The 20,535-nt window shown below is 69.5% G+C and carries 21 protein-coding genes; 12 read left to right on the forward strand and 9 right to left on the reverse strand.

The window, feature by feature from the left end:
* Positions 1 to 54 precede the first annotated feature (54 nt).
* The 3 genes from OXQ95_RS12705 to coxB form a co-directional block, all read right to left on the reverse strand.
* Positions 55 to 2,490 (reverse strand): TonB-dependent receptor, encoded by a 2,436-nt coding sequence (locus OXQ95_RS12705; protein WP_267381871.1) that lies wholly within the window; start codon positions 2,488 to 2,490, stop codon positions 55 to 57.
* 204 nt (positions 2,491 to 2,694) lie between these two features.
* Positions 2,695 to 4,359, reverse strand: coding sequence for a cytochrome c oxidase subunit I (gene ctaD, locus OXQ95_RS12710; RefSeq protein WP_267381872.1), 1,665 nt, complete (start codon positions 4,357 to 4,359; stop codon positions 2,695 to 2,697).
* Between the two features lie 4 nt (positions 4,360 to 4,363).
* Positions 4,364 to 5,533 (reverse strand): cytochrome c oxidase subunit II, encoded by a 1,170-nt coding sequence (gene coxB / locus OXQ95_RS12715; protein ID WP_242097514.1) that lies wholly within the window; start codon positions 5,531 to 5,533, stop codon positions 4,364 to 4,366.
* 173 nt (positions 5,534 to 5,706) lie between these two features.
* On the opposite strand from coxB, the gene pyrE reads away from it, so the two are divergent.
* Genes pyrE through maiA form a run of 6 tightly spaced genes read left to right on the forward strand, consistent with a single transcriptional unit; the run spans position 5,707 to position 10,129 of the window.
* Positions 5,707 to 6,288, forward strand: coding sequence for an orotate phosphoribosyltransferase (gene pyrE, locus OXQ95_RS12720; RefSeq protein WP_242097459.1), 582 nt, complete (start codon positions 5,707 to 5,709; stop codon positions 6,286 to 6,288).
* Entirely contained in the window at positions 6,285 to 7,016 is a 732-nt protein-coding gene (locus OXQ95_RS12725; protein WP_242097460.1) for a pyridoxine 5'-phosphate synthase, read from the forward strand. Before pyrE ends, OXQ95_RS12725 begins: the two co-directional genes overlap by 4 nt.
* A 30-nt stretch (positions 7,017 to 7,046) precedes the next feature.
* Entirely contained in the window at positions 7,047 to 7,457 is a 411-nt protein-coding gene (gene acpS, locus OXQ95_RS12730) for a holo-ACP synthase (RefSeq protein ID WP_267381873.1), read from the forward strand.
* Positions 7,454 to 8,434: a signal peptidase I gene (gene lepB / locus OXQ95_RS12735; RefSeq protein WP_267381874.1), complete on the forward strand. Its 981-nt coding sequence runs from the start codon at positions 7,454 to 7,456 to the stop codon at positions 8,432 to 8,434. Before acpS ends, lepB begins: the two co-directional genes overlap by 4 nt.
* Complete coding sequence (locus OXQ95_RS12740) at positions 8,434 to 9,510, forward strand: AI-2E family transporter (protein ID WP_242097463.1); 1,077 nt, start codon at positions 8,434 to 8,436, stop codon at positions 9,508 to 9,510. The genes lepB and OXQ95_RS12740 overlap by 1 nt, the downstream gene beginning before the upstream one ends.
* A complete protein-coding gene (gene maiA / locus OXQ95_RS12745; RefSeq protein ID WP_267381875.1) occupies positions 9,491 to 10,129 on the forward strand; it encodes a maleylacetoacetate isomerase in 639 nt (212 codons plus the stop codon). The genes OXQ95_RS12740 and maiA overlap by 20 nt, the downstream gene beginning before the upstream one ends.
* 10 nt (positions 10,130 to 10,139) lie before the next feature.
* Here maiA and OXQ95_RS12750 read toward each other — a convergent pair whose 3' ends face one another.
* Complete coding sequence (locus tag OXQ95_RS12750) at positions 10,140 to 11,192, reverse strand: glycosyltransferase (protein ID WP_267381876.1); 1,053 nt, start codon at positions 11,190 to 11,192, stop codon at positions 10,140 to 10,142.
* Positions 11,193 to 11,446: 254 nt separating this feature from the next.
* On the opposite strand from OXQ95_RS12750, the gene OXQ95_RS12755 reads away from it, so the two are divergent.
* Genes OXQ95_RS12755 through OXQ95_RS12765 form a run of 3 tightly spaced genes read left to right on the forward strand, consistent with a single transcriptional unit; the run spans position 11,447 to position 14,006 of the window.
* On the forward strand, positions 11,447 to 12,301 hold the full coding sequence (locus OXQ95_RS12755) for a hypothetical protein (RefSeq protein ID WP_267381904.1): 855 nt from the start codon (positions 11,447 to 11,449) through the stop codon (positions 12,299 to 12,301).
* Positions 12,298 to 12,816 carry a DUF2141 domain-containing protein gene (locus OXQ95_RS12760; protein WP_242097466.1) on the forward strand — a complete coding sequence of 173 codons (519 nt, stop codon included), beginning with the start codon at positions 12,298 to 12,300 and terminating at the stop codon, positions 12,814 to 12,816. The genes OXQ95_RS12755 and OXQ95_RS12760 overlap by 4 nt, the downstream gene beginning before the upstream one ends.
* Before the next feature lie 11 nt (positions 12,817 to 12,827).
* Positions 12,828 to 14,006, forward strand: a complete 1,179-nt coding sequence (locus tag OXQ95_RS12765) for a glycosyltransferase (protein ID WP_267381877.1) — start codon at positions 12,828 to 12,830, stop codon at positions 14,004 to 14,006.
* On the opposite strand, the gene OXQ95_RS12770 is transcribed toward OXQ95_RS12765, so the two are convergent.
* Entirely contained in the window at positions 13,954 to 15,387 is a 1,434-nt protein-coding gene (locus OXQ95_RS12770) for a DUF2029 domain-containing protein (protein WP_267381878.1), read from the reverse strand. The two genes, OXQ95_RS12765 and OXQ95_RS12770, sit on opposite strands and share 53 nt — an antisense overlap.
* A complete protein-coding gene (gene ubiG / locus OXQ95_RS12775; protein ID WP_267381879.1) occupies positions 15,380 to 16,108 on the reverse strand; it encodes a bifunctional 2-polyprenyl-6-hydroxyphenol methylase/3-demethylubiquinol 3-O-methyltransferase UbiG in 729 nt (242 codons plus the stop codon). The genes OXQ95_RS12770 and ubiG overlap by 8 nt, the downstream gene beginning before the upstream one ends.
* A gap of 50 nt (positions 16,109 to 16,158) precedes the next feature.
* On the opposite strand from ubiG, the gene OXQ95_RS12780 reads away from it, so the two are divergent.
* The 3 genes from OXQ95_RS12780 (at position 16,159) to OXQ95_RS12790 (ending at position 19,463) form a co-directional block, all read left to right on the forward strand.
* On the forward strand, positions 16,159 to 17,412 hold the full coding sequence (locus OXQ95_RS12780; protein ID WP_242097470.1) for an aspartate kinase: 1,254 nt from the start codon (positions 16,159 to 16,161) through the stop codon (positions 17,410 to 17,412).
* A 168-nt stretch (positions 17,413 to 17,580) separates the two neighbouring features.
* A complete protein-coding gene (locus OXQ95_RS12785) occupies positions 17,581 to 18,573 on the forward strand; it encodes a nitronate monooxygenase (protein ID WP_242097516.1) in 993 nt (330 codons plus the stop codon).
* Positions 18,574 to 18,671: 98 nt separating this feature from the next.
* On the forward strand, positions 18,672 to 19,463 hold the full coding sequence (locus OXQ95_RS12790) for a hypothetical protein (RefSeq protein WP_267381880.1): 792 nt from the start codon (positions 18,672 to 18,674) through the stop codon (positions 19,461 to 19,463).
* 8 nt (positions 19,464 to 19,471) lie between these two features.
* On the opposite strand, the gene OXQ95_RS12795 is transcribed toward OXQ95_RS12790, so the two are convergent.
* From OXQ95_RS12795 to OXQ95_RS12805, 3 genes are read right to left on the reverse strand one after another with little or no spacing between them, the layout of a single operon-like run.
* On the reverse strand, positions 19,472 to 19,876 hold the full coding sequence (locus OXQ95_RS12795) for a VOC family protein (RefSeq protein WP_267381881.1): 405 nt from the start codon (positions 19,874 to 19,876) through the stop codon (positions 19,472 to 19,474).
* Between the two features lie 30 nt (positions 19,877 to 19,906).
* Complete coding sequence (locus OXQ95_RS12800; protein ID WP_242097473.1) at positions 19,907 to 20,119, reverse strand: helix-turn-helix domain-containing protein; 213 nt, start codon at positions 20,117 to 20,119, stop codon at positions 19,907 to 19,909.
* Positions 20,116 to 20,535 carry a hypothetical protein gene (locus OXQ95_RS12805; RefSeq protein ID WP_267381882.1) on the reverse strand — a complete coding sequence of 140 codons (420 nt, stop codon included), beginning with the start codon at positions 20,533 to 20,535 and terminating at the stop codon, positions 20,116 to 20,118. Before OXQ95_RS12805 ends, OXQ95_RS12800 begins: the two co-directional genes overlap by 4 nt.

The raw sequence follows: 20,535 nt of genomic DNA on the forward strand, positions 1-20,535 counted from the left end.
GCGGTTGCGCATCGGGCCATGCCGATCACGGCAGGCCGATGCGCGATGCCGCCCTTACCAGTTCACGCCGACTCGGGCGTAGAGATAGCGGCCGTTGAAGCCGAACGGCGAATAATAGGGGAAGCCGACCACGCCCGTGCTGTTGTTGGCGGCGATGGTGCGATCGGGATAGACGTCGAACAGGTTGCTGACGCCGAGCCCGATCTGGCCGCCCTTGAACGCGCCATAGCGCAGTTCGAGATCGGTGATCGCATGGCGGCCCGTATGGATATCGGCGGCGGGCGTGGTGCCCGGCTGATTCACGTCGCCATAATAGGTGACGCGGGCGAGCGCGCCGACCCGGTCGAGCGACCAGTCGACCGTGCCCGTCACCTTCTCCTCGGGCGTGCCGTCCTCGAGCGTGAGGATGCGGCTGCGCGCGAAGAGCACCGGCGCCGGGTTCAGCGTGGCAGTGGAGGTGGGCACGCGCGTCACCTTCAGATCGTTGACGTTGCCCGCCACGGTGAAGTCGAACGCGCCCGCAGCCGTAGTCCGCCAGCGATAATGGCCGACGACGTCGATGCCCTTGGTAGTGGAGGCCAGGCCGTTGATGAAGAACCGCGCCGCGGTCGCGCCGGTGTTGGTCGAGGCGAGCAGCGCGGCGATCTGCGCGTTCACCGCGGCGGTCTGGCTGGTCGAGGTGGTGATGTTCTCCGACAGGCCGATCTGGTCACGGATATGGATGCGATAGGCGTCGATCGTCAGGTCGAAGCCGCCCGCGCGGATCACCGCGCCCGCCGACAGATTGGTCGAACGCTCCGGCCGCAGCGGCAGGCCGCCCAGCGCCGTCCCGACCACGCTGGTCGAGGGGAAGGTGCCGGTCTGGATCGGGTTGCCGTTCTGGATGACGGTGGCCACCTGGGTGAAATATTGCTGCTGGAGCGCGGGTGCGCGAAAGCCCGTGGACGCCGTGCCGCGCAGCGCGAACCAGGGTGCGAAATCATAGCGCAGCGACAGCTTGCCCGTGCCCGTCGCGCCGAAATCGGAATAATCCTCGCCGCGCCCCGCCAGCCCGACGAGCAGCTTGTCCGTCACTTGCGCTTCGAGATCGAGATAGATGCTGCCGCTGCGCCGGCTGCGTTCGATGGCGTTGTCCGGCGAAAAGCCACCGAACCCCTGCGCGCCCTGCGACGCCCCGGCGACCGCGCCGGTGGCGGGCGTGCCATAGGAGGCGCGCTCGCCCGGCGTGATCTTGAAGCCTTCGCGCCGCCCCTCGATCCCGAAGGCGACGTTCAGCGACCGGAACACGTCGAACTTGCGCGTCGCGTCGAGCCCGGCGACATATTGATCGTAGATCAGCGCGCCGTCGTCGAAGCGGTGCGGGGTGGCGGCGCCATAGGCATAGTTGGCCGAATTGAGCGTGCGGAAATTGACCCGGTTGCGGCCATAGCTGACGTTGAGATCCAGATCGAACCCGGCGAGCGTGCTGCGCAGGCCGAGCGCGGAATTGAGATCCTGCGACTTGGTGTCGATGATCGGCAGGAAGCCATTGGGATAGCCCGCGAGCGCCGTCGTCGTCGCGCTGGCGAGCCGCGGAAAGGCCGCGCCGCGCGTGTCGCGATCCTGATAGCCGACCCAGCCATAGACGCTCAGATTGTCGGTGAGCGAGGTGCCCGCGTTGACGAAGCCGGTATATTGCCGAACCTCGGGATCGCCGAAGCGGCCGGTGACGCGCGACGGCGTGACGCGCGGATCGAAATCGGCGCGGTTGGTCGGCTGGCGGTCGAGATACTCGCCCGACACCGTGACATAGCCATCGCTGCCGAAGCCGATCCCCTGCCAGGCCGAGGCGGTTACGGCGGGTTCGCCCTTCGTGCTGCGCGATCCGCGCGCGGTGTCGATATCGGTGTCGTAAAAGCCATAGGTCACCTGCGCGCCGCCGCCCGATCGCGCCTGGCGCAGCCGCAGATTGACGACGCCGGCGATCGCGTCCGAGCCATATTGCGCCGAGGCGCCGTCGCGCAGCACCTCGATCCGGTCGAGCGCGACCGTCGGGATGGTGTTGAGATCGACCGCCGCCGATCCGCGGCCGACCGAGCCGTTGGTGTTGAGCAGCGCCGAGGTGTGCCCGCGTACGCCGTTGATGAGCACCAAGGTCTGGTCGGGTGACAGGCCGCGCAGCGTGGCGGGGCGGATCGCGTCGGTGCCGTCGGTGGCCGAGGGACGCGGGAAATCGATCGAGGGCGCGACCGCGGACAGCGCTGCGCCCAGTTCGGTGGTGCCCTGGCGCTGGAGGCTCGCGCCGCTCAGCACGTCGATCGGCGAGGCGCTGTCGAGCCGGGTGCGGCCCTGAACGCGCGTGCCGGTGACGACGATGTCGTTGCTCTCGGCTTCCGGGCTGGCCGCTCCCGCGGCGGGCGCGGCTTCGGCGGGCTGCGCCGGCTCGGCCTGCGGCACGGTCTGGGACAGGAGCGCGGCGGCCAGCGCCGCTGCGTTGGGGAGGAGAATCATGGTTGCGCCCTTTGGTGGCCCGCACGGTTGGGCCCGGCGTGGCGATGGGGCGAACTAGCATCCTGCGCTCATGCTGCGGTGCAAGATTTTCTTTGCGGCGGCGGCGGTGGGCATTGTCGTCGCGGTAAAGTGATCGCGGTGAAACAAAAACGCCCCGGCGCGAACCGGGGCGTATTCTTTCGGTCGACCGGCTGGCCCGGTGCGTTACTGGATCCGCGGCAGCGTTTCGAACTGGTGATAGGGCGGGGGAGACGAGAGCGTCCATTCGAGCGTAGTGGCGCCGTCGCCCCAGGGATTGTCGCCCGCCTTCTTGCCCGCGATCAGCGACCAGATCAGGTTGACGAAGAACACGCCCATGCCGGCGGCCATGATCATATAGCCCACGCTGGCGACCCAGTTCCAATGCGCGAACGCGTCGGGATAATCGGGGTAGCGACGCGGCATGCCCTGCAGGCCCAGGAAGTGCATCGGGAAGAACATCACGTTCACGCCCACGAAGAACACCCAGAAGTGAAGCTGGCCGAGAAACTCGTTGTACATCTTGCCCGACATCTTCGGGAACCAGTAGTAGAAGCCCGCGAACAGCGAGAACACCGCGCCGAGGCTGAGCACGTAATGGAAGTGCGCGACGACGTAATAGGTGTCCTGCATGTAATCGTCGATGCCGCCATTGGCGAGCACCACGCCGGTGACGCCACCCACCGTGAACATGAAGATGAAGCCGATCGCCCACACCATCGGCGTCTTGAAGGTGAGCGACCCACCCCACATCGTCGCGATCCACGAGAAGATCTTGATGCCGGTCGGCACCGCGATCACCATCGTGGCGGCGGTGAAATACATCTTGGTGTTCACGCTGAGGCCGGTGGTGAACATGTGGTGCGCCCACACCACGAAGCCGACCACGCCGATCGCCACCATGGCATAGGCCATGCCGAGATAGCCGAAGACGGGCTTGCGGCTGAAGGTGGAGATGATCTGGCTGACGATGCCGAAGCCCGGCAGGATCATGATGTACACTTCGGGATGGCCGAAGAACCAGAACAGATGCTGGTAGAGGATCGGATCGCCGCCGCCCGCCGGATCGAAGAAGGTGGTGCCGAAATTGCGGTCGGTGAGCAGCATCGTGATAGCGGCCGCCAGCACGGGAAGTGCGAGCAGCAGCAGGAAGGCGGTGACCAGCACCGACCAGACGAACAGCGGCATCTTGTGCAGCGTCATGCCCGGCGCGCGCATGTTGAAGATGGTGGTGATGAAGTTGATCGCGCCGAGGATCGAGGATGCGCCCGCCAGATGGAGCGCCAGGATCGCCATGTCGGTCGACGGCCCAGGCTCGCCATAGGTGGAAAGCGGCGCATAGAGCGTCCAGCCATTGCCCGCGCCGCCGAAGAAGGGCGAGGCGAGCAGCAGCGTGAAGGCCGGAATCAGCAGCCAGAAGGACACGTTGTTCATCCGCGGGAACGCCATGTCGGGCGCGCCGATCATGATCGGCACGAACCAGTTGCCGAAGCCGCCGATCATCGCCGGCATCACCATGAAGAACACCATGATGAGCCCGTGCGCGGTGATGAGCACGTTCCAGAGATGGAGCGATTCGTCGAGGCTGGCCTGGCCGCCGTGGAGCAGCGAGGCCCAGCCCTGGAGATACTGGATCCCGGGATGCGCCAGTTCGGCGCGCATCAGCCCCGAGATCGACCCGCCGATGATCCCCGCGACGATCGCGAAGATCAGATAGAGCGTGCCGATGTCCTTGTGGTTGGTCGACATGAACCAGCGGGCGAAGAAGCCCGGCTTGTGATCCGCATCATGGTGATGCTCGTGTGCGGCGTGGCCGACGAAGGCCGACGGGTGGAGCGCGGTGTCGGTCATGGTCTCAGTGTCCGGCGTTGCCGGCGCCGGCCGGATTGCCGGTCGCGCCTTGGGTGATGACGGGGGCGGCGACCGTGGCGTTCTCGGCCGGCCCCGCGGCGTTGGCGGTGGTCGCGGCTTCGGTCGCCTTGGCGGCGGAGGCGTCGGCACCGGGCTGCGGGATCAGCGCGTTGGAGGCCTTGCCCGGCGTCGGCATCGTGCCGCCCTTGGCGCGGACCCAGCGGGCGAACTCGGCGGGCGACACCGCCTCCACCGCGATCGGCATGAACGCGTGGCGCGCGCCGCACAATTCCGAACATTGCCCGAAATAGAGGCCGGGCTTCTCGATCGTGAAGCTCGTCTCGTTCAGGCGGCCCGGCACCGCGTCCAGCTTGATCCAGAAGGCGGGCACCGCCCAGCTGTGGATCACGTCGGCCGAGGTGGTGATGAGGCGGATCGGCACGCCGACCGGCAGCACCACGCGGTTGTCCGCCGCCAGCAGGCGGGGCCCGTCGGCATCGGTGCGCGCGCGCTCGCCTTTGCCGACCTGATCCTTTTCCTTCAGCATGTTGGCGGTGATCTCGAAGCCGCCCTCGTCGGGATAGCTATAGGTCCAATACCATTGGTTGCCCGTCGCCTTCAGCGTCACCGCGCCCGACGGGGCGGGGCGATATTGCGCCTGGAGCAGCCCGATCGAGGGAACCGCGATGCCCGCCAGGATCAGCACCGGGATCAGCGTCCAGGCGATCTCGAGCACGGTGTTGTGCGAGGTGCGCGTGGGGTTGGGATGCGCAGCCCGGCGGAAGCGGACGGCGACGATGCCGAGCAGCAGCAGCACGAAGAGCGAGATGATCGTGATGACGGGGACGAGCAGGCGATCGTGCATCTGATGCGCGAAGCGGCCATTGGCGGTGACTTGGGGCTGAAGCCCGAACACGCCGTTGGTGGGCTGGCCGATGCTCGGCTTGACCGTCATCGCCGGCGCGCCGTCCATCGCGAGTTCGGGGCTGTTCGGCGCCGCCGTGGCGGGCGCGGCGGCGGTGGTGGGGGCGGTGTTGCTGGTGTGCGGCACGCCCGAAACGCCTTGCGGGGCCGATACGGTCTGCGGCGCGGCGGCGAGCGCCAGACCGGAGGATCCCAGCCCGGCCAGTGCCAGCCCGGCGGCGATCGCGATACCCTTGCCCAGCGTGCGCATGCGTTTCGTCACCCCGATTTGCCCTCTCGCGGTGCACGTCCGGCACCCTTTGGGCATGGCTATACGCGTGCGGACGGCCGTCCTCAAGCGCTCCCGTGCTTTTGCCGGGGCGGCGCGCGGTTGCGGGCGTTGCGCGCGGGGGCGCCGGGCCTTATTCGCGGGCTATGACGCTGATGACCGAAGACCAGGTGCTCGCCGAATTCCGCGCCGCCGACGCGCTGCTGGAGGGCCATTTCATCCTCTCCTCGGGGCTGCGCAGCCCGCGCTATCTGCAATGCGCGCGCGTGCTGATGGATCCGGCGCGCGGCGCGCGGCTCTGCGCCGCGCTGGCGGAGACCATCCCGGCGGCGCTGCGGGCGCGGATCGGCGCGGTGGTGTCGCCGGCGATGGGCGGGGTGATCGCCGGCCACGAGATGGCGCGCGCGCTGGGCGTCGAGGCGATGTTCCTCGAGCGGCCCGAGGGCGTGTTCGAACTGCGCCGCGGTTTTCGCCTCGATCGCGGCCAGACGGTGCTGATGATGGAGGATGTGGTGACCACCGGCCTCAGCTCGCGCGAGGCGGTCGCCGCGATCGCGCGCGCGGGCGGCGAGACGGTCGCCGCGGCCGCGCTGGTCGACCGGTCGAACGGGGCAGCGGATCTGGGCGTGCCGTTCTTCCCGCTGATCCGGCTGGACGTGCCGACCTATGCCGCGGACGCGCTGCCGCCGGCGCTGGCCGCGATCCCCGCGATCAAGCCCGGAAGCCGCGCCAAGTGAGCGAGCGCCTGCGCCTGGGCGTGAACATCGATCACGTCGCCACCGTGCGCAACGCGCGCGGGGTGGGCTATCCCGATCCGGTGCGCGCAGCGCTGCTGGCGGCGCGCGCCGGGGCCGACGGGATCACCGCGCATCTGCGCGAGGATCGGCGGCACATCGGCGATGCCGATATCGCGCGGTTGGCCAGCGAACTGACGATCCCGTTGAACCTCGAAATGGCGGCGACCGACGAGATGCTGGCGATCGCGCTCCGCCACCGGCCGCACGCCGCGTGCATCGTGCCCGAAAAGCGCGAGGAACTGACGACCGAAGGCGGGCTGGATGCCGCCGGCCTCTACGATCGGCTGGCACCGATGGTCGCCGCGCTGAGCGATGCTGGGGTGCGCGTGTCGCTGTTCGTCGAGCCGTCGGCGGAGCAGATCGACGCGGCGATCCGGCTGCGCGCGCCCGTCGTCGAGCTGCACACCGGCCGCTATGCCGAACTGGAGGGCGAGGCGCGGGCCGAGGAGCTGCGGCGGCTGGTCGACGCGGCGGCGCTGGCGGCCAAGAACGGGATCGAGGTGCATGCCGGGCACGGCCTCACCTATGACAATGTCGGCCCGATCGCCGCGATCCCGCAAGTGCGCGAGCTCAACATCGGCCATTTCCTGATCGGCGAGGCGCTGTTCGTCGGGCTGGACGCTGCGGTGCGCACGATGCGCGCGGCGATGGATGCCGCGCGTGGGTGATGCCCGCGCCGCTCGATCGACCTCCGCCGCATGATCCTCGGGATCGGCTCCGACTTGTGCAACATCGTGCGGATCCAGGCATCGCTCGACCGGTTCGGCGCGCGCTTCGAACAGCGCGTCTTCACCGATGCGGAGCGCGCGCGGGCGGATCGGCGGCCGTTTACCAAGGCCGGAACGCTGGCGAAGCGCTTCGCCGCCAAGGAGGCGTTTTCCAAGGCGGTGGGCACCGGCTTCAAGGCGGGCGTGTTCATGCGCGACATCGGCGTGGTCAACGCGCCGAGCGGCGCGCCGACGCTCAGCCTGACGGGCGGCGCGAAGGCGAGGCTTGACGCGATGGTCCCGCACGGCCACGCGCTGCGGATACATCTGACGCTGACCGACGATCATCCCTGGGCGCAAGCCTTTGTGATAATCGAGGCGATCCCGGAACCTGCAGCATGACCGACACCGCGCCCGACGCCCGCGATCCCGCGCCGCTCGCCCCCACGCCCGCTGTCCCGCCGGCCGGAACGCCGGCCGCTTCTCCGGCACCGGTGAAGGCGGAACGGCGCGGCACCGACTGGTGGGGCGAGGTGAAGGGCATCTTCTGGCTGATCCTGATCGTGCTCGGCTTCCACAGCTTCATCGCCAAGCCGTTCTACATCCCATCCGAATCGATGCTGCCGGGCCTGCGGATCGGCGATCGGCTGGTGGTCAGCAAATTCGCCTATGGCTGGTCGTACGTGTCGCCCACCATTCCCAATCCGGTCGCGATCTTCGACAGCCTGGTGCTGCACGAGCCGGAGGAGAGCTGGAGCGTCGCGCTGCCGTTCATCCACGGCCGGCTCTTCGGATCGCTGCCCACGCGCGGCGACGTCGCCATCGTCACGCCGCCGGGCACGCGCAACGATTATATCAAGCGCGTGATCGGCCTGCCGGGGGATCGGCTGGAGGTGCGCGGCGGCGTGGTGATCCTGAACGGCGTTCCCGTGAAGCGCGGGCCGTTCCACGACACGCTGATCCCGGTCGACACCAATTCGCCGTGCAGTGAAATGGAATATCCCGGCGCGCGCGAGACCTTGCCCGACGGCCGGGTGATGTGCCGCCTGCCGACCGTCACCGAAACGCTGCCCAACGGCCGCACCTATGACACGATCGACCTTCAGCCCGACAGCCAGGGCGACAATTACGGCCCGATCGTCATCCCCGCGAACCATGTGTTCATGATGGGCGACAATCGCGACCGCAGCGCGGACAGCCGCTTCTCGCTCGCCGAACTCGGGCTCGGCGGCCCCGTCCCCTACGAGAATCTGGGTGGCCGCGCCGAGTTCATCACCTTCAGCCTCGACGGCGATGCGAGCTGGAATCCGCTGAGCTGGCCGGCGTCGCTGCGCAGCGGCCGCGCCGGCCTCTCGCTTCATCCCAAGGACGCCCATTGATGGCCGATCATTCCGCACCCCCCATGGTGTCCGAGCCCAGCCCCGGCGAGATGCGCGATCCCGCGACTCGGCGCGAACTGAAAAAGGCCGCGGTGTGGCTGGGCCTGATCGCCGCCATGGCGATGACGGTGCTGCTCGTGCAGCCGCTGCTGGTGATCTTCGCCGGACTGGTGTTCGCCGCGATGCTCGACGGCGGTGTCCGGCTGCTCGGCCGCGTACTGCCGATCGGGCGCGGATGGCGGCTGCTGATCGTGGTGCTCGCGGTGATCGCGTTCCTGCTCGGCACCTTTTACCTGATGGGCGTCCAGCTTTCGGAGCAGGTGACGCAGCTCCAGCAGACACTGCAGACGCAATGGTCGCGGCTCGCGGCCTGGCTCAGTTCCAAGGGGATCATGCCCGGCGCTTCCGACGTGAACGGGATGCTCCACCAGGCGATGGGTTCTGTCGGTAAGCTGACCAGCTTCGTCGGCACTGCGCTGGGCGCGCTGACCACGACGGTGTTCATCCTGGTGCTCGGGCTGTTCTTCGCGATGGAACCGCGGATCTACGAGCGCGGGCTGCAATGGATGGTGCCGACCGATTCGCGCGCCGAATTCACCAAGACGACCGAGCGGATGGGCACGACGCTGCGCCGCCTGCTCGCCGGGCGCCTGCTGGGCATGACGGTGGAGGGCGTGGCCACCGGGATCGCGCTCGAGATCGGCGGCGTGCCGATGGCGCTGGTGCTGGGCATCATCGCCGCGATCCTGGCCTTCATCCCCAATATCGGCGCGTTCATCACCGGCGCGCTGATGGTCGCGGTGGGGTTCAGTGGCGGCATGCACACCGGGCTGTGGGCGCTCGGCACCTGGGCGTTCGTGCAGAGCATCGATGGCTATGTGGTGGTGCCGATCGTCGCACGGCGCACGGTCGATCTGCCGCCGGCGCTGACGCTGTCGATGCAGATCCTGGCCAGCGCGCTGTTCGGGCTGCTGGGGCTGATGCTCGCCGATCCGATGACCGCCATGATAAAGGTGGCGCTCGAGCGGAGTTCGGAGCGTGAGGCGGAGCGGATGGATGCCGATCCGGCTGCATGATTATTGGCGGTCGTCGGCCGCCTATCGGGTGCGGATCGCGCTTCATCTGAAGCGCGTCGCCTATGAAAGCGTGCCGATCGACCTGCTGACGGGTGCACAGCGGGGCGACGCCAACCGCGCCGTCCAGCCGCAGGGGCTGCTTCCCGCGCTGGTGGTGGACGGCATCGCGATCACGCAGAGCCTCGCCATTCTCGACTGGCTCGATGCGGTCTATCCCGATCCACCGCTCTATCCGCGCGATCCGCTGGCGCGCGCGCAGACGCTGGCGCGGGCGCTTGTGATCGCGGCGGACATCCATCCGATCGACAATCTGCGCGTGCTGAAGCGGCTGGAGACGCAGTTCGGCGCGGATCAACCCGCCAAGGACGATTGGTATCGCCACTGGGTGATCGCAGGCTTCGACGCGCTGGAGGCGATGGCGCCGGTGGATGGGCCGTTCCTGGGCGGCGCCGCGCCCGATGTGGCGGATCTCTGCCTGGTGCCGCAAATGTATAACGCGCGGCGCTTCGCGGTGCCGCTTGCGGCCTATCCGCGGCTGGTGGCGGCCGATGCCGCGGCCTGCGCGTTGCCCGCCTTCGCCGCAGCGCATCCGGACCGGGTGGCGCGATCCACGGCCTGACGCCCGGCGCTCAGGCCAGCAGCGTGTCGAACAAGGCCAGATAGCGTGCTGCCGAATCGGTCCCCGGTGGCGGCACCGGCGCGGGGCGGGTCGTCGCCAGCGCGTGGCGCAGCGCGGTGACCAGGGCGGCGGGATCGTCGCGGGGGACGATGCGGCCGAGTTCCGGGCGCGTGACGATCTCGGCGATCGCGGCGCTGCAATCGGTGGCGACCACCGGCGTGCCGACCGACAGCGCCTCGCGCAGCACGCCCGGCACGCCCTCGTAATCCGAGGTGAGCGCCAGCACGGCGGCGCGCGCCATCGCCGGAAACGGATCGGCGGCATGGCCGGGCAGATGGACCCGGTGCGCGATCCCCAGCGCGCGCGCCTGGGCCGTGAGCGCACGGCGATCGGGGCCTTCGCCCAGGATCACGAGCGGCACGCCGTCCAGCGCGGCCATAGCGGCGATCAGCCGGTCCCAGCGTTTCTGCGGGCGCAGCCGGCCGACGCCGAGCACGAAGGGTCCTGTCGGCAGCGGCGGAACGGGCGCGCCGGGGATCGGCCGTGCGGGCGGGTTGGGGATCACGCTCGTCCGCCCCTCCATCCGCATCGCGCGCGCAGCGGCCGCGGCGGTGGCGGGCGTCATCGCCACGATATGATCGAGGAAGCGGCGATGCGCGGCGAGCCACCACCGATGCCCCGCCGCGACGACGGCGTCGTGATCGGCGCGATCGGGCGCGTTCGAGATCTTGGCGACGATCGGCGGACAGGCGGCGCCGAGCCGCGCCTTCGTCCAGGCGGCGACCAGCGTATAATGGTTGCCGGGGCAGAAGAGGATGTCGGGCGACACCGCACGGACGATCCCCGGCACGGCGGCCATCGCCGCATAACCGCTGTGCCCCAGCACGATCGTCTCGATCCCGTCCGGCAGTTCGGCGGCAAGCGGCCCGTCCAGCGATCCCATCACCAGCGTGACCCGCGCGCCGCGTTCGATCCAGTCCCGCGCCAGCCGCAGCATCGCACGCTCCACCCCGCCGCCCGCCAGCGTCTGCGCAAAGGAGAGGATATGCCGCGGAGCCGCCATCAGGCGCCCGCGCATACAGGCTGGCGGGTGCCACACAACAGCCACCTTTGCGGGCCATGCGCCGGTTCCGTTCATCGGCCCGCAATGTTACCGCGTCTCTAGCGCGGTGGCCTCCACCCGGAGGGCCCCGACGGATGGAAGACGGAGTGGCGTTGAATCGATCCGAGGGACCAGCCGTGACGACGACTGCCGCCATTCCGCCCGTCCACCCCGCCGCGGGTGCCGACATCGCCGGGCTCGAGCCGCTGCGCACGATGCGCAGCCGCTGGCCCGCGGTGATCGGTGCCGTGCTGACGCTCGCGATGATCGCCGGCCTGGGGCACGAGCTGCTGAAATCGGGGCTGGCGGGCCTGTCGCGCTCGGTGCCGTCCGATCCGCGCTTTTATCTGTGTTTCGCCGCGCTCTACATGTCGCTGCCGACGGGGGACTATATCATCTTCCGCCGGCTGTGGGGCATTCCCATCGGCGGCCTTGCCGCGCTCATCAAGAAGCGGATCGCGAACGAGGTGGTGTTCGGCTATTCGGGCGAGGCCTATTTCTACGCCTGGGCGCGGGCGCGGGCGAAGATGGTGGCGGCGCCGTTCGGCGCGGTGAAGGACGTGTCGATCCTGTCGGCGATCGCCGGCAATGCGATCACGTTGCTGATGATGGCGATCGCGCTGCCGCTCGGCCATGCGCTGATGAAGCCCGATCAGCTGCGGATGCTCGAGGGATCGGGGGCGATCGTCTTTGCGATATCGCTGCCGTTCCTGATCTTTTCCAAACGCGTCTTCTCGCTACCGCGCGGGCAATTATGGTGGGTGTTCGGCATCCACTGCCTGCGCCTGCTGGCGGGATCGGTGCTGATCGCGTTCGCCTGGCATTTCGCGCTGCCCGACGTCTCGATCGGCATGTGGCTGTTTCTGGCGGCGGGGCGGCTGCTCGTCTCGCGGCTGCCACTGGTGCCCAACAAGGACCTTCTTTTCGCCAATTTCGCGATCATACTGATCGGACAGGATCAGGAACTGTCCGATCTCGTCGCGTTTACGGCCGCGCTCCAGTTGCTCGTCCACGTCGTTCTGATCGTGGCGTTCAGCCTGAACGGTCTGGTCAGAAGGAAGTTCGCATGACCCTCAGGACCGGTGCCGCCCTGCTCGCGATCGCGGCGTTCGCCGGCGCGGCGGGCGCACAGCCGACGATGCTGGGCGTCGACGCCGCCGCGTGCACCAGCGGCGAGGGGCCCGCGATCCAGGCGAATATCGAGGGGCTGAAGGACCGCAAGGGCGAGCTGAAGCTCGAACTCTATCCGCCCGACGAAGAGGATTTCCTGAAGGACGACAACATCCTGATCGCGCAGGGCAAGCTGTTCCGCCGGATCCGCGTGTCGACGCCTTCCAGCGGGCCGGTTTCGCTGTGCATCCGCGTGCCCCGGCCGGGGCGCTATGCGCTGCTGTTCACGCACAATCGCGACGGCAAGAACAAGTTCAGCTTCTGGAGCGACGGCGCGGGCTTTCCCAGCAACCAGCGGATCGGCCGCGCCCGGCCGAAGCTGGCAGGCGCACTGATCGAGGTTGGCAAGGGGGTTGTGGTGACGAACATCCATGCCCAGTATCTGCACGGCATCGGCGGCTTTTCGCCCAACTGAGGACGAAAGCGTTGCGGATCGTCGACGTCAACGAGCTCTACTCGCCGACCGGCGGGGGCGTGCGCACCTATATCGATCGCAAGATGGCGATCCTGGCCGATATGGGCCACGAGCTGATCGTGATCGCACCCGGCCGCGAGGATGCGGTGGAAGAGCGCCCCGGCGGCGGCCGCATCCATTACGTCAAGGCGCCGGGCATGCCGTTCGACGCCAATTACGGGCTGTTCTGGGACGCCGCGCCGATTACCGATCTGCTCGACCGGATCGATCCCGACGTGGTCGAATGCTGCTCGCCCTGGCGCCCGGCCTGGATCGTCGGCGATTGGCAGGGCCGCGCGGTCAAATCCTATTTCATGCACAACGACAATATGGCCGCCTATGCGCAGCGCTGGTTCGAAGGCGTGGCGAGCCACGCGCGGATCGAACAGGCGTTCGCCTGGTACACGCGCTATATGGGCCGCTTCCTCGATCGGTACGACACGGTCGTCACGAACGGGCCGGCGCTGGAGAAACGGCTGCGCAACCGGGGCCTGCGGATCGACGTCGCGATGCCGCTCGGGATCGAGCGGCGGCATTTCTCGCCCGAGTTTCGCGACGAGCGGCTGCGCACCGCGCTGCTGAAGCAATGCGACCTGCCCGCCGACGGCCGGTTGCTGCTCGGTTTGGGGCGGCACCATCCCGAAAAACGCTGGCCGATCGTGATCGACGCGGTGGAGCGGGCGGGCGCCAAGCTGCCGGTGGGATTGATCCTGATCGGCACCGGCAACGACAGCCCGCGCATGGCCAAGCGGATCGCGGGCTCGCCGCATATCCGCATGTTCCGCCCGGTCTATGATCGCGAGCGGCTCGCGCGAATCATGGCGAGCTGCGACGCGCTGATCCACGGATCCGAGGCGGAGCCGTTCGGGCTCGTCGCGTCGGAGGCGATGGCCTCGGGCCTGCCGCTGATCGTGCCCGATACCGGCGGTTGCGCCGAAGTGGCGGAGCCCCGCGCGAGCGAACTCTACCGCGCGCGCGATGCGCAGGCGGCGGCGACCGCGATCATCCGGCTCTTCCGCCGCGACCCGCGCATGTTGCGCCGGGCCGCGATCACCGCGGCGGCGGGGGTGCGCAGCGACGCCGAACACGCCGCCGATCTCATGGCCTATTATCAGGGGCTGGTGGACGCCAAGCGGGCGAAGGCGGCCTGACCCACAGCCGCAGCGGCGCCGGCGCCGGCAGCGGCCGATAGCCGCGCGCGATCGCCGCGCGTTCCATCAGCGCGTCGAGCCCGGCATCGCCGCCCGTCCACGGTGCCTCGCCGCCGACCAGTACCGCATCGGGCAGCAGCGCCCGTCTCAGCGTGTCGCGCGAGACATAGCCGCGCGCCACGGCATCGCCGCCACGGAAGCGGAAGGCGAAGGGGCCGCCGGCGAAGCGCGGATCGGGCACCCGCCGCGCGGCCGGCAGCAATTCCGGCGAGAGCGTGGCGACAGGACCCCGCACGCCCGTCGCATCGAGCATCGCGCCCACCGCCTGCCCGTTCCGCACCGCCGCGAACAGCGTTCCCCCGTTCGCCAGCGCCGCGACCGAGGGGGCAAGGCCCGCGGCGGCGAACGTCACCAGCGCGATCCGCAGCGTACGTGCCGGCGGGTGCGTGCTCCACAGGAGCGCCGTGCGGACGAACAGGGGGGGCAGGACGGGCAGCAGATATTGCCGCCATGTCGGCATCGGCAGCAGCGCGGCGACCAGCCCCGCGACGATCAGCGCGTCGAGCAGCGGCGCCCGCCGCCCCCGCACCGCGGTCCATGCCGCGAGCAGCGCCGGGCCGAGCGCGAGGAACTTCAGCGTATCGACCAGCTTGGCGGCGATCGACAGCTTCCAGGGCCGGTTCGCATAATATTCGGCGGGCGCGGTGGCGGGAAAGCGGAGCGTGCCGAACAGGAAATCTGCCGGGCTGGACGCCCAGGCCCAGAGGAGGAAGACGATCATCGGCGCGGCCCCGATCGCGCCCCAGAGCGGGCGGCGGCGTTCGACCAGCGCGTAAAGGCCATAGGCGATGGCGGGGACGGCATAGGAGATCTTCGCCGCCGCGGCGCCCGCGAGCAGCAGGCCGATCGCGGCGGCGTGGCGGCGCCCTGGTCGTTCGCCGACCGCGATCCACAACGCGACCGCATAGAGCGCGACGGGCAGCGCGTCGTTGCGCGCGGTGCCGATGCTGAACAGCATGATGTCGCAGGACGCGAACAGCGCGGCGCCGACCAGCGCAGCGCGCGGGCGGGCGCCCGCCGCCAGGCTGGCGCCATATACGGCGACGATCGCGAGCGTGCCGAGCAGCGCATTGGCGATCCGCAGCGCGGGCCAGGCCAGGGCGCCCGCACCCCAGGCGATCGGCGCGAAGAGCCAGGGCTGGAGCGGCGTCTGGAGATAGGCGAAATCGCGGTAGGGCCACAGCCCGTGCGCGACGAGGCTGGCGGCGGCGACATATTGGCTTTCGTCGTGATCGACCGGGCGGAGCAGCGCCAGCAGGGCGAGCACCAGCGCCAGCCCCGCCACCTCCCACCCGCCCGCCTTCGCGGTGCGTTCAGGCATGAACGGCAGTGACGAAATAATCGAGCGCCACCGAATCGGCGAGCGCGAAGCCGCGCGCCGGCGAGAAGCCCAGGCCTTGCACGTCGATGACGCGCAGCCCAGCCTCGGCCAGCCGGGCGGTCAGTTCGTCGGGGGTGAGGAACCGGTCCCAGTCGTGCGTGCCGCGGGGGATCCGGCCAAAGCCTTCCGCGATGCCGATCATCGCCAGCTTCGACAGCGGCGTGCGGTTGGGGGTGGAGAGGATCATCAGCCCGGCCGGCGCCAGCGCGCCCGCAAGGCCGGTGACGAAGGCGGCGGGATCGGTGACGTGCTCGATCACCTCGAGGCTGGTGACGAGATCGAAGCGCGCGTCGCCCAGCGTCTCGATCCCGCCCGCGCGGTAATCGATCGCGAGCCCGGCGGCGGCGGCATGGTCGCGCGCCACCGCGATGCTTTCGGGCGCGGCGTCCACGCCGGTGACGGCGGCGCCGAGCCGAGCGAGCGGTTCGCAGAGCAGCCCCGCGCCGCACCCCATGTCGAGCGCGGTGCGCCCGGCCAGCGGCGTGAAGCCGGTGCCGTCGCCGCCCCAATGGGCATCGATCCGCGCGCGGATATGGGCGAGGCGCGGCGGATTGAGCTTGTGGAGCATCGCCGAGCTGCCGGCCGGGTTCCACCAGTCCGCCGCCTGCCGGCCGAAATGGGCGGCCTCGCGCGGGTCGATCGTGTCGCTTGCGTTACGCATTGTCGCTTCCTATCAGGCAGGCCGTTTTCCCCCAAGGAGATTGCGCCGCGATGGGCCGGATCGTCATGAAGTTCGGCGGCACGTCGATGGCCGGGATCGAGCGGATCCGCAACGTGGCGGCGCGTGTGAAGCGCGAGGTGGAGGCGGGCAACGAAGTGGCGGTCGTCGTGTCGGCGATGGCGGGCGAGACGGACCGTCTGGTGGGTTTCTGCCGCGAGGCGTCGCCGCTGTACGACCGGCGCGAATATGACGTTGTCGTCTCGGCGGGCGAGCAGGTGACGAGCGGGCTGCTCGCGATCGCGCTCCAGGCGGCGGGCGTGCCGGCGCGGAGCTGGCTCGGCTGGCAATTGCCGATCCACACCTCGGACGCGCACGCCTCGGCCCGCATCGGCTCGATCGACATGGCCGCGCTCGACGCGTCGCTGTCGGGCGGCTGCGTCGCGGTGATCCCGGGGTTCCAGGGCGTGACCGAGGCGGGCCGGGTGACGACGCTCGGCCGCGGCGGATCGGACACGTCGGCGGTGGCGGTGGCAGCGGCGATGAAGGCGGACCGCTGCGACATCTATACCGATGTCGACGGCGTCTACACCACCGATCCGCGGATCGTGCCGCGCGCGCGAAAACTGTCGAAGGTGACATATGAGGAGATGCTGGAGCTGGCGAGCGTGGGGGCCAAGGTGCTCCAGACGCGCTCGGTGGGACTGGCGATGAAGGAGGGCGTACGCGTTCGCGTACTCTCGAGCTTCGAGGACGACCGGGACGAGGACGGCCATCGCGGCACGCTGATCGTGGGGGAAGAGGAAATCGACGACATGGAACGCCAGCTCATCACCGGTATCGCGCACGACCGGAACGAGGCCAAGATCACGCTGACCCAGGTGAGCGACCGCCCCGGATCGGTCGCCGCGATCTTCGCGCCCTTGGCGGAGGCGGGGATCAACGTCGACATGATCGTGCAGAACGTCGCGCATTCGACCGGATCGACCGACGTGACCTTCACCGTGCCCTCGGCCGACCTCGCCCGCTCGGTGGACGTGCTGGAGCACGCGCGCGGCGCGATCGGCTTTGCCAGCCTCGTCCATGACGTCGCCGTCGCCAAGGTGTCGGTGGTGGGCGTCGGCATGCGCAGCCATGCGGGCGTCGCCGCCACGATGTTCACCACGCTCGGCGAGCGCGGGATCAACATCCAGGCGATCGCGACCAGCGAGATCAAGGTGAGCGTGCTGATCGAGGAGGATTATACCGAACTCGCGGTGCGCGTGCTGCACACCGCCTATGGGCTGGACGCCGACGCGGCGGCCTAGCGCACCCCTCGTCATCCCCGCCGGCGCGCGGGTGGCGGCGGAGTGGCGGGTCGGGAGAGGATTGCGGTTCGTCCTCCGCACGGGCATGCACGCGGCATGACCGATACGCTTGAGAAACCACCCGTCTCTGCCACGTCGCGCTCCGGCGGGGAGCGCCTCGCGCACCTGATGGCGCGCGGCGCCGCGTTCCTCGACAGCGAGGTCGCGCTGATGTGCGGCGCGATGTCGTGGGTGAGCGAGCGGCATCTGGTGGCGGCGATGTCGAACGCCGGCGGCTTCGGCGTGATCGCGTGCGGCGCGATGACGCCCGAATTGCTGGATGCCGAGATCGCCGCCACCCGCGCGCGGACGACGCGGAGCTTCGGCGTGAACCTCATCACCATGCACCCTGCGCTGTTCGACCTGATCGCGGTGTGCGGGCGCCACGGCGTGACTCACGTCGTGCTGGCCGGTGGGCTTCCGCCCAAGGGCAGCCTCGAGGCGATCAAGGCGACCGGCGCGAAGGTGATCTGCTTCGCCCCTGCGCTCAGCCTTGCGAAAAAGCTGATCCGCAGCGGCGTCGATGCGCTGGTGATCGAGGGGATGGAGGCGGGCGGCCATATCGGCCCGGTCTCCACCAGCGTGCTGGCGCAGGAGATGCTGCCCGAAATCGCCGCGCAGGTGCCGGTGTTCGTGGCGGGCGGGATCGGCCGCGGCGAGGCGATCGCGGGCTATCTGGAGATGGGCGCGGCGGGCGTGCAGCTCGGCACGCGCTTCGTCTGCGCGACCGAATCGATCGCGCACGCCAATTTCAAGAAGGCGTTCCTCCGCGCTTCGGCCCGCGACGCGGTGGCGAGCGTGCAGATCGATCCGCGCCTGCCCGTCATCCCCGTCCGCGCGCTGAAGAATGCCGGGGCTGAGCTGTTCACCGCCAAGCAGCGCGAAGTGGCGCAGGCGCTCGACGAGGGCGGTGTCGCCATGGCCGAGGCGCAGTTGCAGATCGAGCATTACTGGGCGGGCGCGCTGCGTCGCGCGGTGATCGATGGCGATGTCGAGCATGGCTCGGTGATGGCGGGCCAGTCGGTCGGCATGGTGACGCGCGAGGAGCCCGTCGCGGCGATCATCGCGCAACTGATGGGCGAGGCGGCGGATTCGCTCGGCAAGCGGACGCTCGGCGGCTGAGACCGGCCGCTGCCAAGCGGGAAAAGACGAACGGTTACCGCTTGTTAACCCTGTCATGCGCAGAGTCGATCCCGGCCGGGGGGCCATGAGGATCGTCCATGTCGCGTCGTGCCATCGCCTGTTCTGCCACTGCCGCCATCGCCCTGCTGTCCGGCTGTGCCACGCACCGGCCGCCGCTGGTGATCGCGGCGCCCACCCCCGCGCCGGTGCCGGTGCAGGCGGCGGCGCTGCCCGCCGGCGCCTATCCGGGCATGGTGATTCCCGCGCGGCTGGCCGATGGCAGCTATCCGACGCCCAATCGCGGGCTCGGCGAGGATGGCATGGTGTGGCATCTGCGCGCCGCGCTGAACGTCGCCGCGCTCGCCTGTCGCGGGGCGCAGGGCGATATGATCGTCGCCGGCTACAACGCGATGCTCGGCCGGGAAAAGGCGCCGCTCGCCGCCGCGCAGGCGCATTATGCCGCCGCCTTCCGCGATGCGGGCGCCAGCGCGTACGACGATTCGATGACGCGGCTCTACAATTTCTTCTCGCAGTCGCAGGTCCGCACCGGTTTCTGCGCGGCGGCGGCGCAGGTGCTGGGCGAATCGGTCGCCGTCGCCCCGGCCGACCTGCCTGCCTTCGCGCGCACCGCGCTGCCTGAACTGGAACGGCCCTTCACCGATTTCTACCGCGCCTATGACGCGTGGCGCGACGGCGCGCGCGCGCCCATTCCGCAGGCGGTGATCGCGGTGGCATCCACCCCGGTGCTGGCCAACCCGCCCTCGCGCGTTTCCGCGCCCGTCCCCGTTGCCGCCCCCAATGCCGCCCCTGCCGCCGCGCCCGCGCCGCTGCGGGCCGCCGCGCCCATCGTGCCCAAATTGCAGATCGATCCGAGCGTCTTCGCCAACTGAGCCCGCGCTCAGCCGGCGATCGGCGATCCGATCGACCAGCGAAAGCCGAACGGATCGCGGAGCTGGCCATAGCGGTCGCCCCAGAACTGGTTCGCGATCGGCATCGTCACCTCGGCGCCCGCCGTCACCGCGCGCGCCGCCCAGGCATCGGCATCGTCGACCGACAGGTGCAGCGTGGTGCCGTCCGGCTCGCCCTCCTTGCGGCCGTGATATTCCGGAAACTCGTCGGACAGCATCAGCACGGCCTCGTTGAGGAACAACGCGGCCTGCATCACCCGATCGGTGCCGGGCGCGAGATTGCATTCGGCCAGATGCGCGCCGAACGCCGCCTGGTAGAAGGCGAGCGCCTCGTGCGCGCGGCCGTCGCGGATCGTCAGGAAGGGGATGATTCCGGGGGCGGGACGATCGCTCATGATTCGGCTCCTGTCGGGTCGGATGCGAAACTATACCCGATCCGCGATCCGGAACAGCGCCTCCACCGATCGGTCGAGCGCGGCGGCCAACTTCAGCGCGAGGATGGTCGAGGGCACGAACACGCCGTTCTCGACCGTGTTGATCGTCTTGCGGCTGACGCCCACCCGCTCGGCCAGCGCGGCCTGGGTCAGGCCGAGCCGCTCGCGCTCGTCCTTCAGCGTGTTGACGAGATGCTCGCTCACCGGCCCGCGCGCAGTTCCAGCGTGGCGAACGCGATCAGCATCGCCGCCATCGCTGCGGTCGCGATCACCCGTACCGCGTCGAACGCCCCGATCCGGTCGCTGTCCAGCGTGACGAAGGCCAGGCCGATGGCGGAGGCGATGGTGGCCCAGAAGCCCGCCGTCATCGCCATGCGCCGGTGTTCGCGCGCGGATTCGTCGTCGAGCAGCCTTGCGACCGGGCTGTTCGCCTTCAGCCAGCGGGCAAGCGGCGTCAGGTTGATCGCGGCACCCAGCATCAGCCCCGTCCATACGCCTTTGAGCGAATCGGCAGCCCTGCCGAAGGTCGTGACCAGCAGAACAAGCAGGATCGCGGCGATGGCGAAGAACAGGATCGCCCGGAGTATGGCCTTGCGTTCGGCGGTATCGATGGCGGTCAT

This window comes from Sphingomonas sp. GC_Shp_6, assembly GCF_026540835.1.
Classification (GTDB): Bacteria; Pseudomonadota; Alphaproteobacteria; order Sphingomonadales; family Sphingomonadaceae; genus Sphingomonas.

Bases quoted from the DNA above. Each gene is read 5' to 3' on its own strand.
- OXQ95_RS12750 (WP_267381876.1), bottom strand. From the start codon at position 11,192: ATGGCGGCTCCGCGGCATATCCTCTCCTTTGCGCAGACGCTGGCGGGC.
- maiA (WP_267381875.1), top strand. From the start codon at position 9,491: ATGCCGATCCGGCTGCATGATTATTGGCGGTCGTCGGCCGCCTATCGG.
- acpS (WP_267381873.1), top strand. From the start codon at position 7,047: ATGATCCTCGGGATCGGCTCCGACTTGTGCAACATCGTGCGGATCCAG.
- OXQ95_RS12785 (WP_242097516.1), top strand. From the start codon at position 17,581: ATGGCGCGCGGCGCCGCGTTCCTCGACAGCGAGGTCGCGCTGATGTGC.
- OXQ95_RS12760 (WP_242097466.1), top strand. From the start codon at position 12,298: ATGACCCTCAGGACCGGTGCCGCCCTGCTCGCGATCGCGGCGTTCGCC.
- ubiG (WP_267381879.1), bottom strand. From the start codon at position 16,108: ATGCGTAACGCAAGCGACACGATCGACCCGCGCGAGGCCGCCCATTTC.
- OXQ95_RS12795 (WP_267381881.1), bottom strand. From the start codon at position 19,876: ATGAGCGATCGTCCCGCCCCCGGAATCATCCCCTTCCTGACGATCCGC.
- coxB (WP_242097514.1), bottom strand. From the start codon at position 5,533: ATGCGCACGCTGGGCAAGGGTATCGCGATCGCCGCCGGGCTGGCACTG.
- OXQ95_RS12805 (WP_267381882.1), bottom strand. From the start codon at position 20,535: ATGACCGCCATCGATACCGCCGAACGCAAGGCCATACTCCGGGCGATC.
- OXQ95_RS12705 (WP_267381871.1), bottom strand. From the start codon at position 2,490: ATGATTCTCCTCCCCAACGCAGCGGCGCTGGCCGCCGCGCTCCTGTCC.
- OXQ95_RS12770 (WP_267381878.1), bottom strand. From the start codon at position 15,387: ATGCCTGAACGCACCGCGAAGGCGGGCGGGTGGGAGGTGGCGGGGCTG.
- OXQ95_RS12755 (WP_267381904.1), top strand. From the start codon at position 11,447: ATGCGCAGCCGCTGGCCCGCGGTGATCGGTGCCGTGCTGACGCTCGCG.
- lepB (WP_267381874.1), top strand. From the start codon at position 7,454: ATGACCGACACCGCGCCCGACGCCCGCGATCCCGCGCCGCTCGCCCCC.
- pyrE (WP_242097459.1), top strand. From the start codon at position 5,707: ATGACCGAAGACCAGGTGCTCGCCGAATTCCGCGCCGCCGACGCGCTG.
- OXQ95_RS12740 (WP_242097463.1), top strand. From the start codon at position 8,434: ATGGCCGATCATTCCGCACCCCCCATGGTGTCCGAGCCCAGCCCCGGC.
- OXQ95_RS12780 (WP_242097470.1), top strand. From the start codon at position 16,159: ATGGGCCGGATCGTCATGAAGTTCGGCGGCACGTCGATGGCCGGGATC.
- ctaD (WP_267381872.1), bottom strand. From the start codon at position 4,359: ATGACCGACACCGCGCTCCACCCGTCGGCCTTCGTCGGCCACGCCGCA.
- OXQ95_RS12790 (WP_267381880.1), top strand. From the start codon at position 18,672: ATGTCGCGTCGTGCCATCGCCTGTTCTGCCACTGCCGCCATCGCCCTG.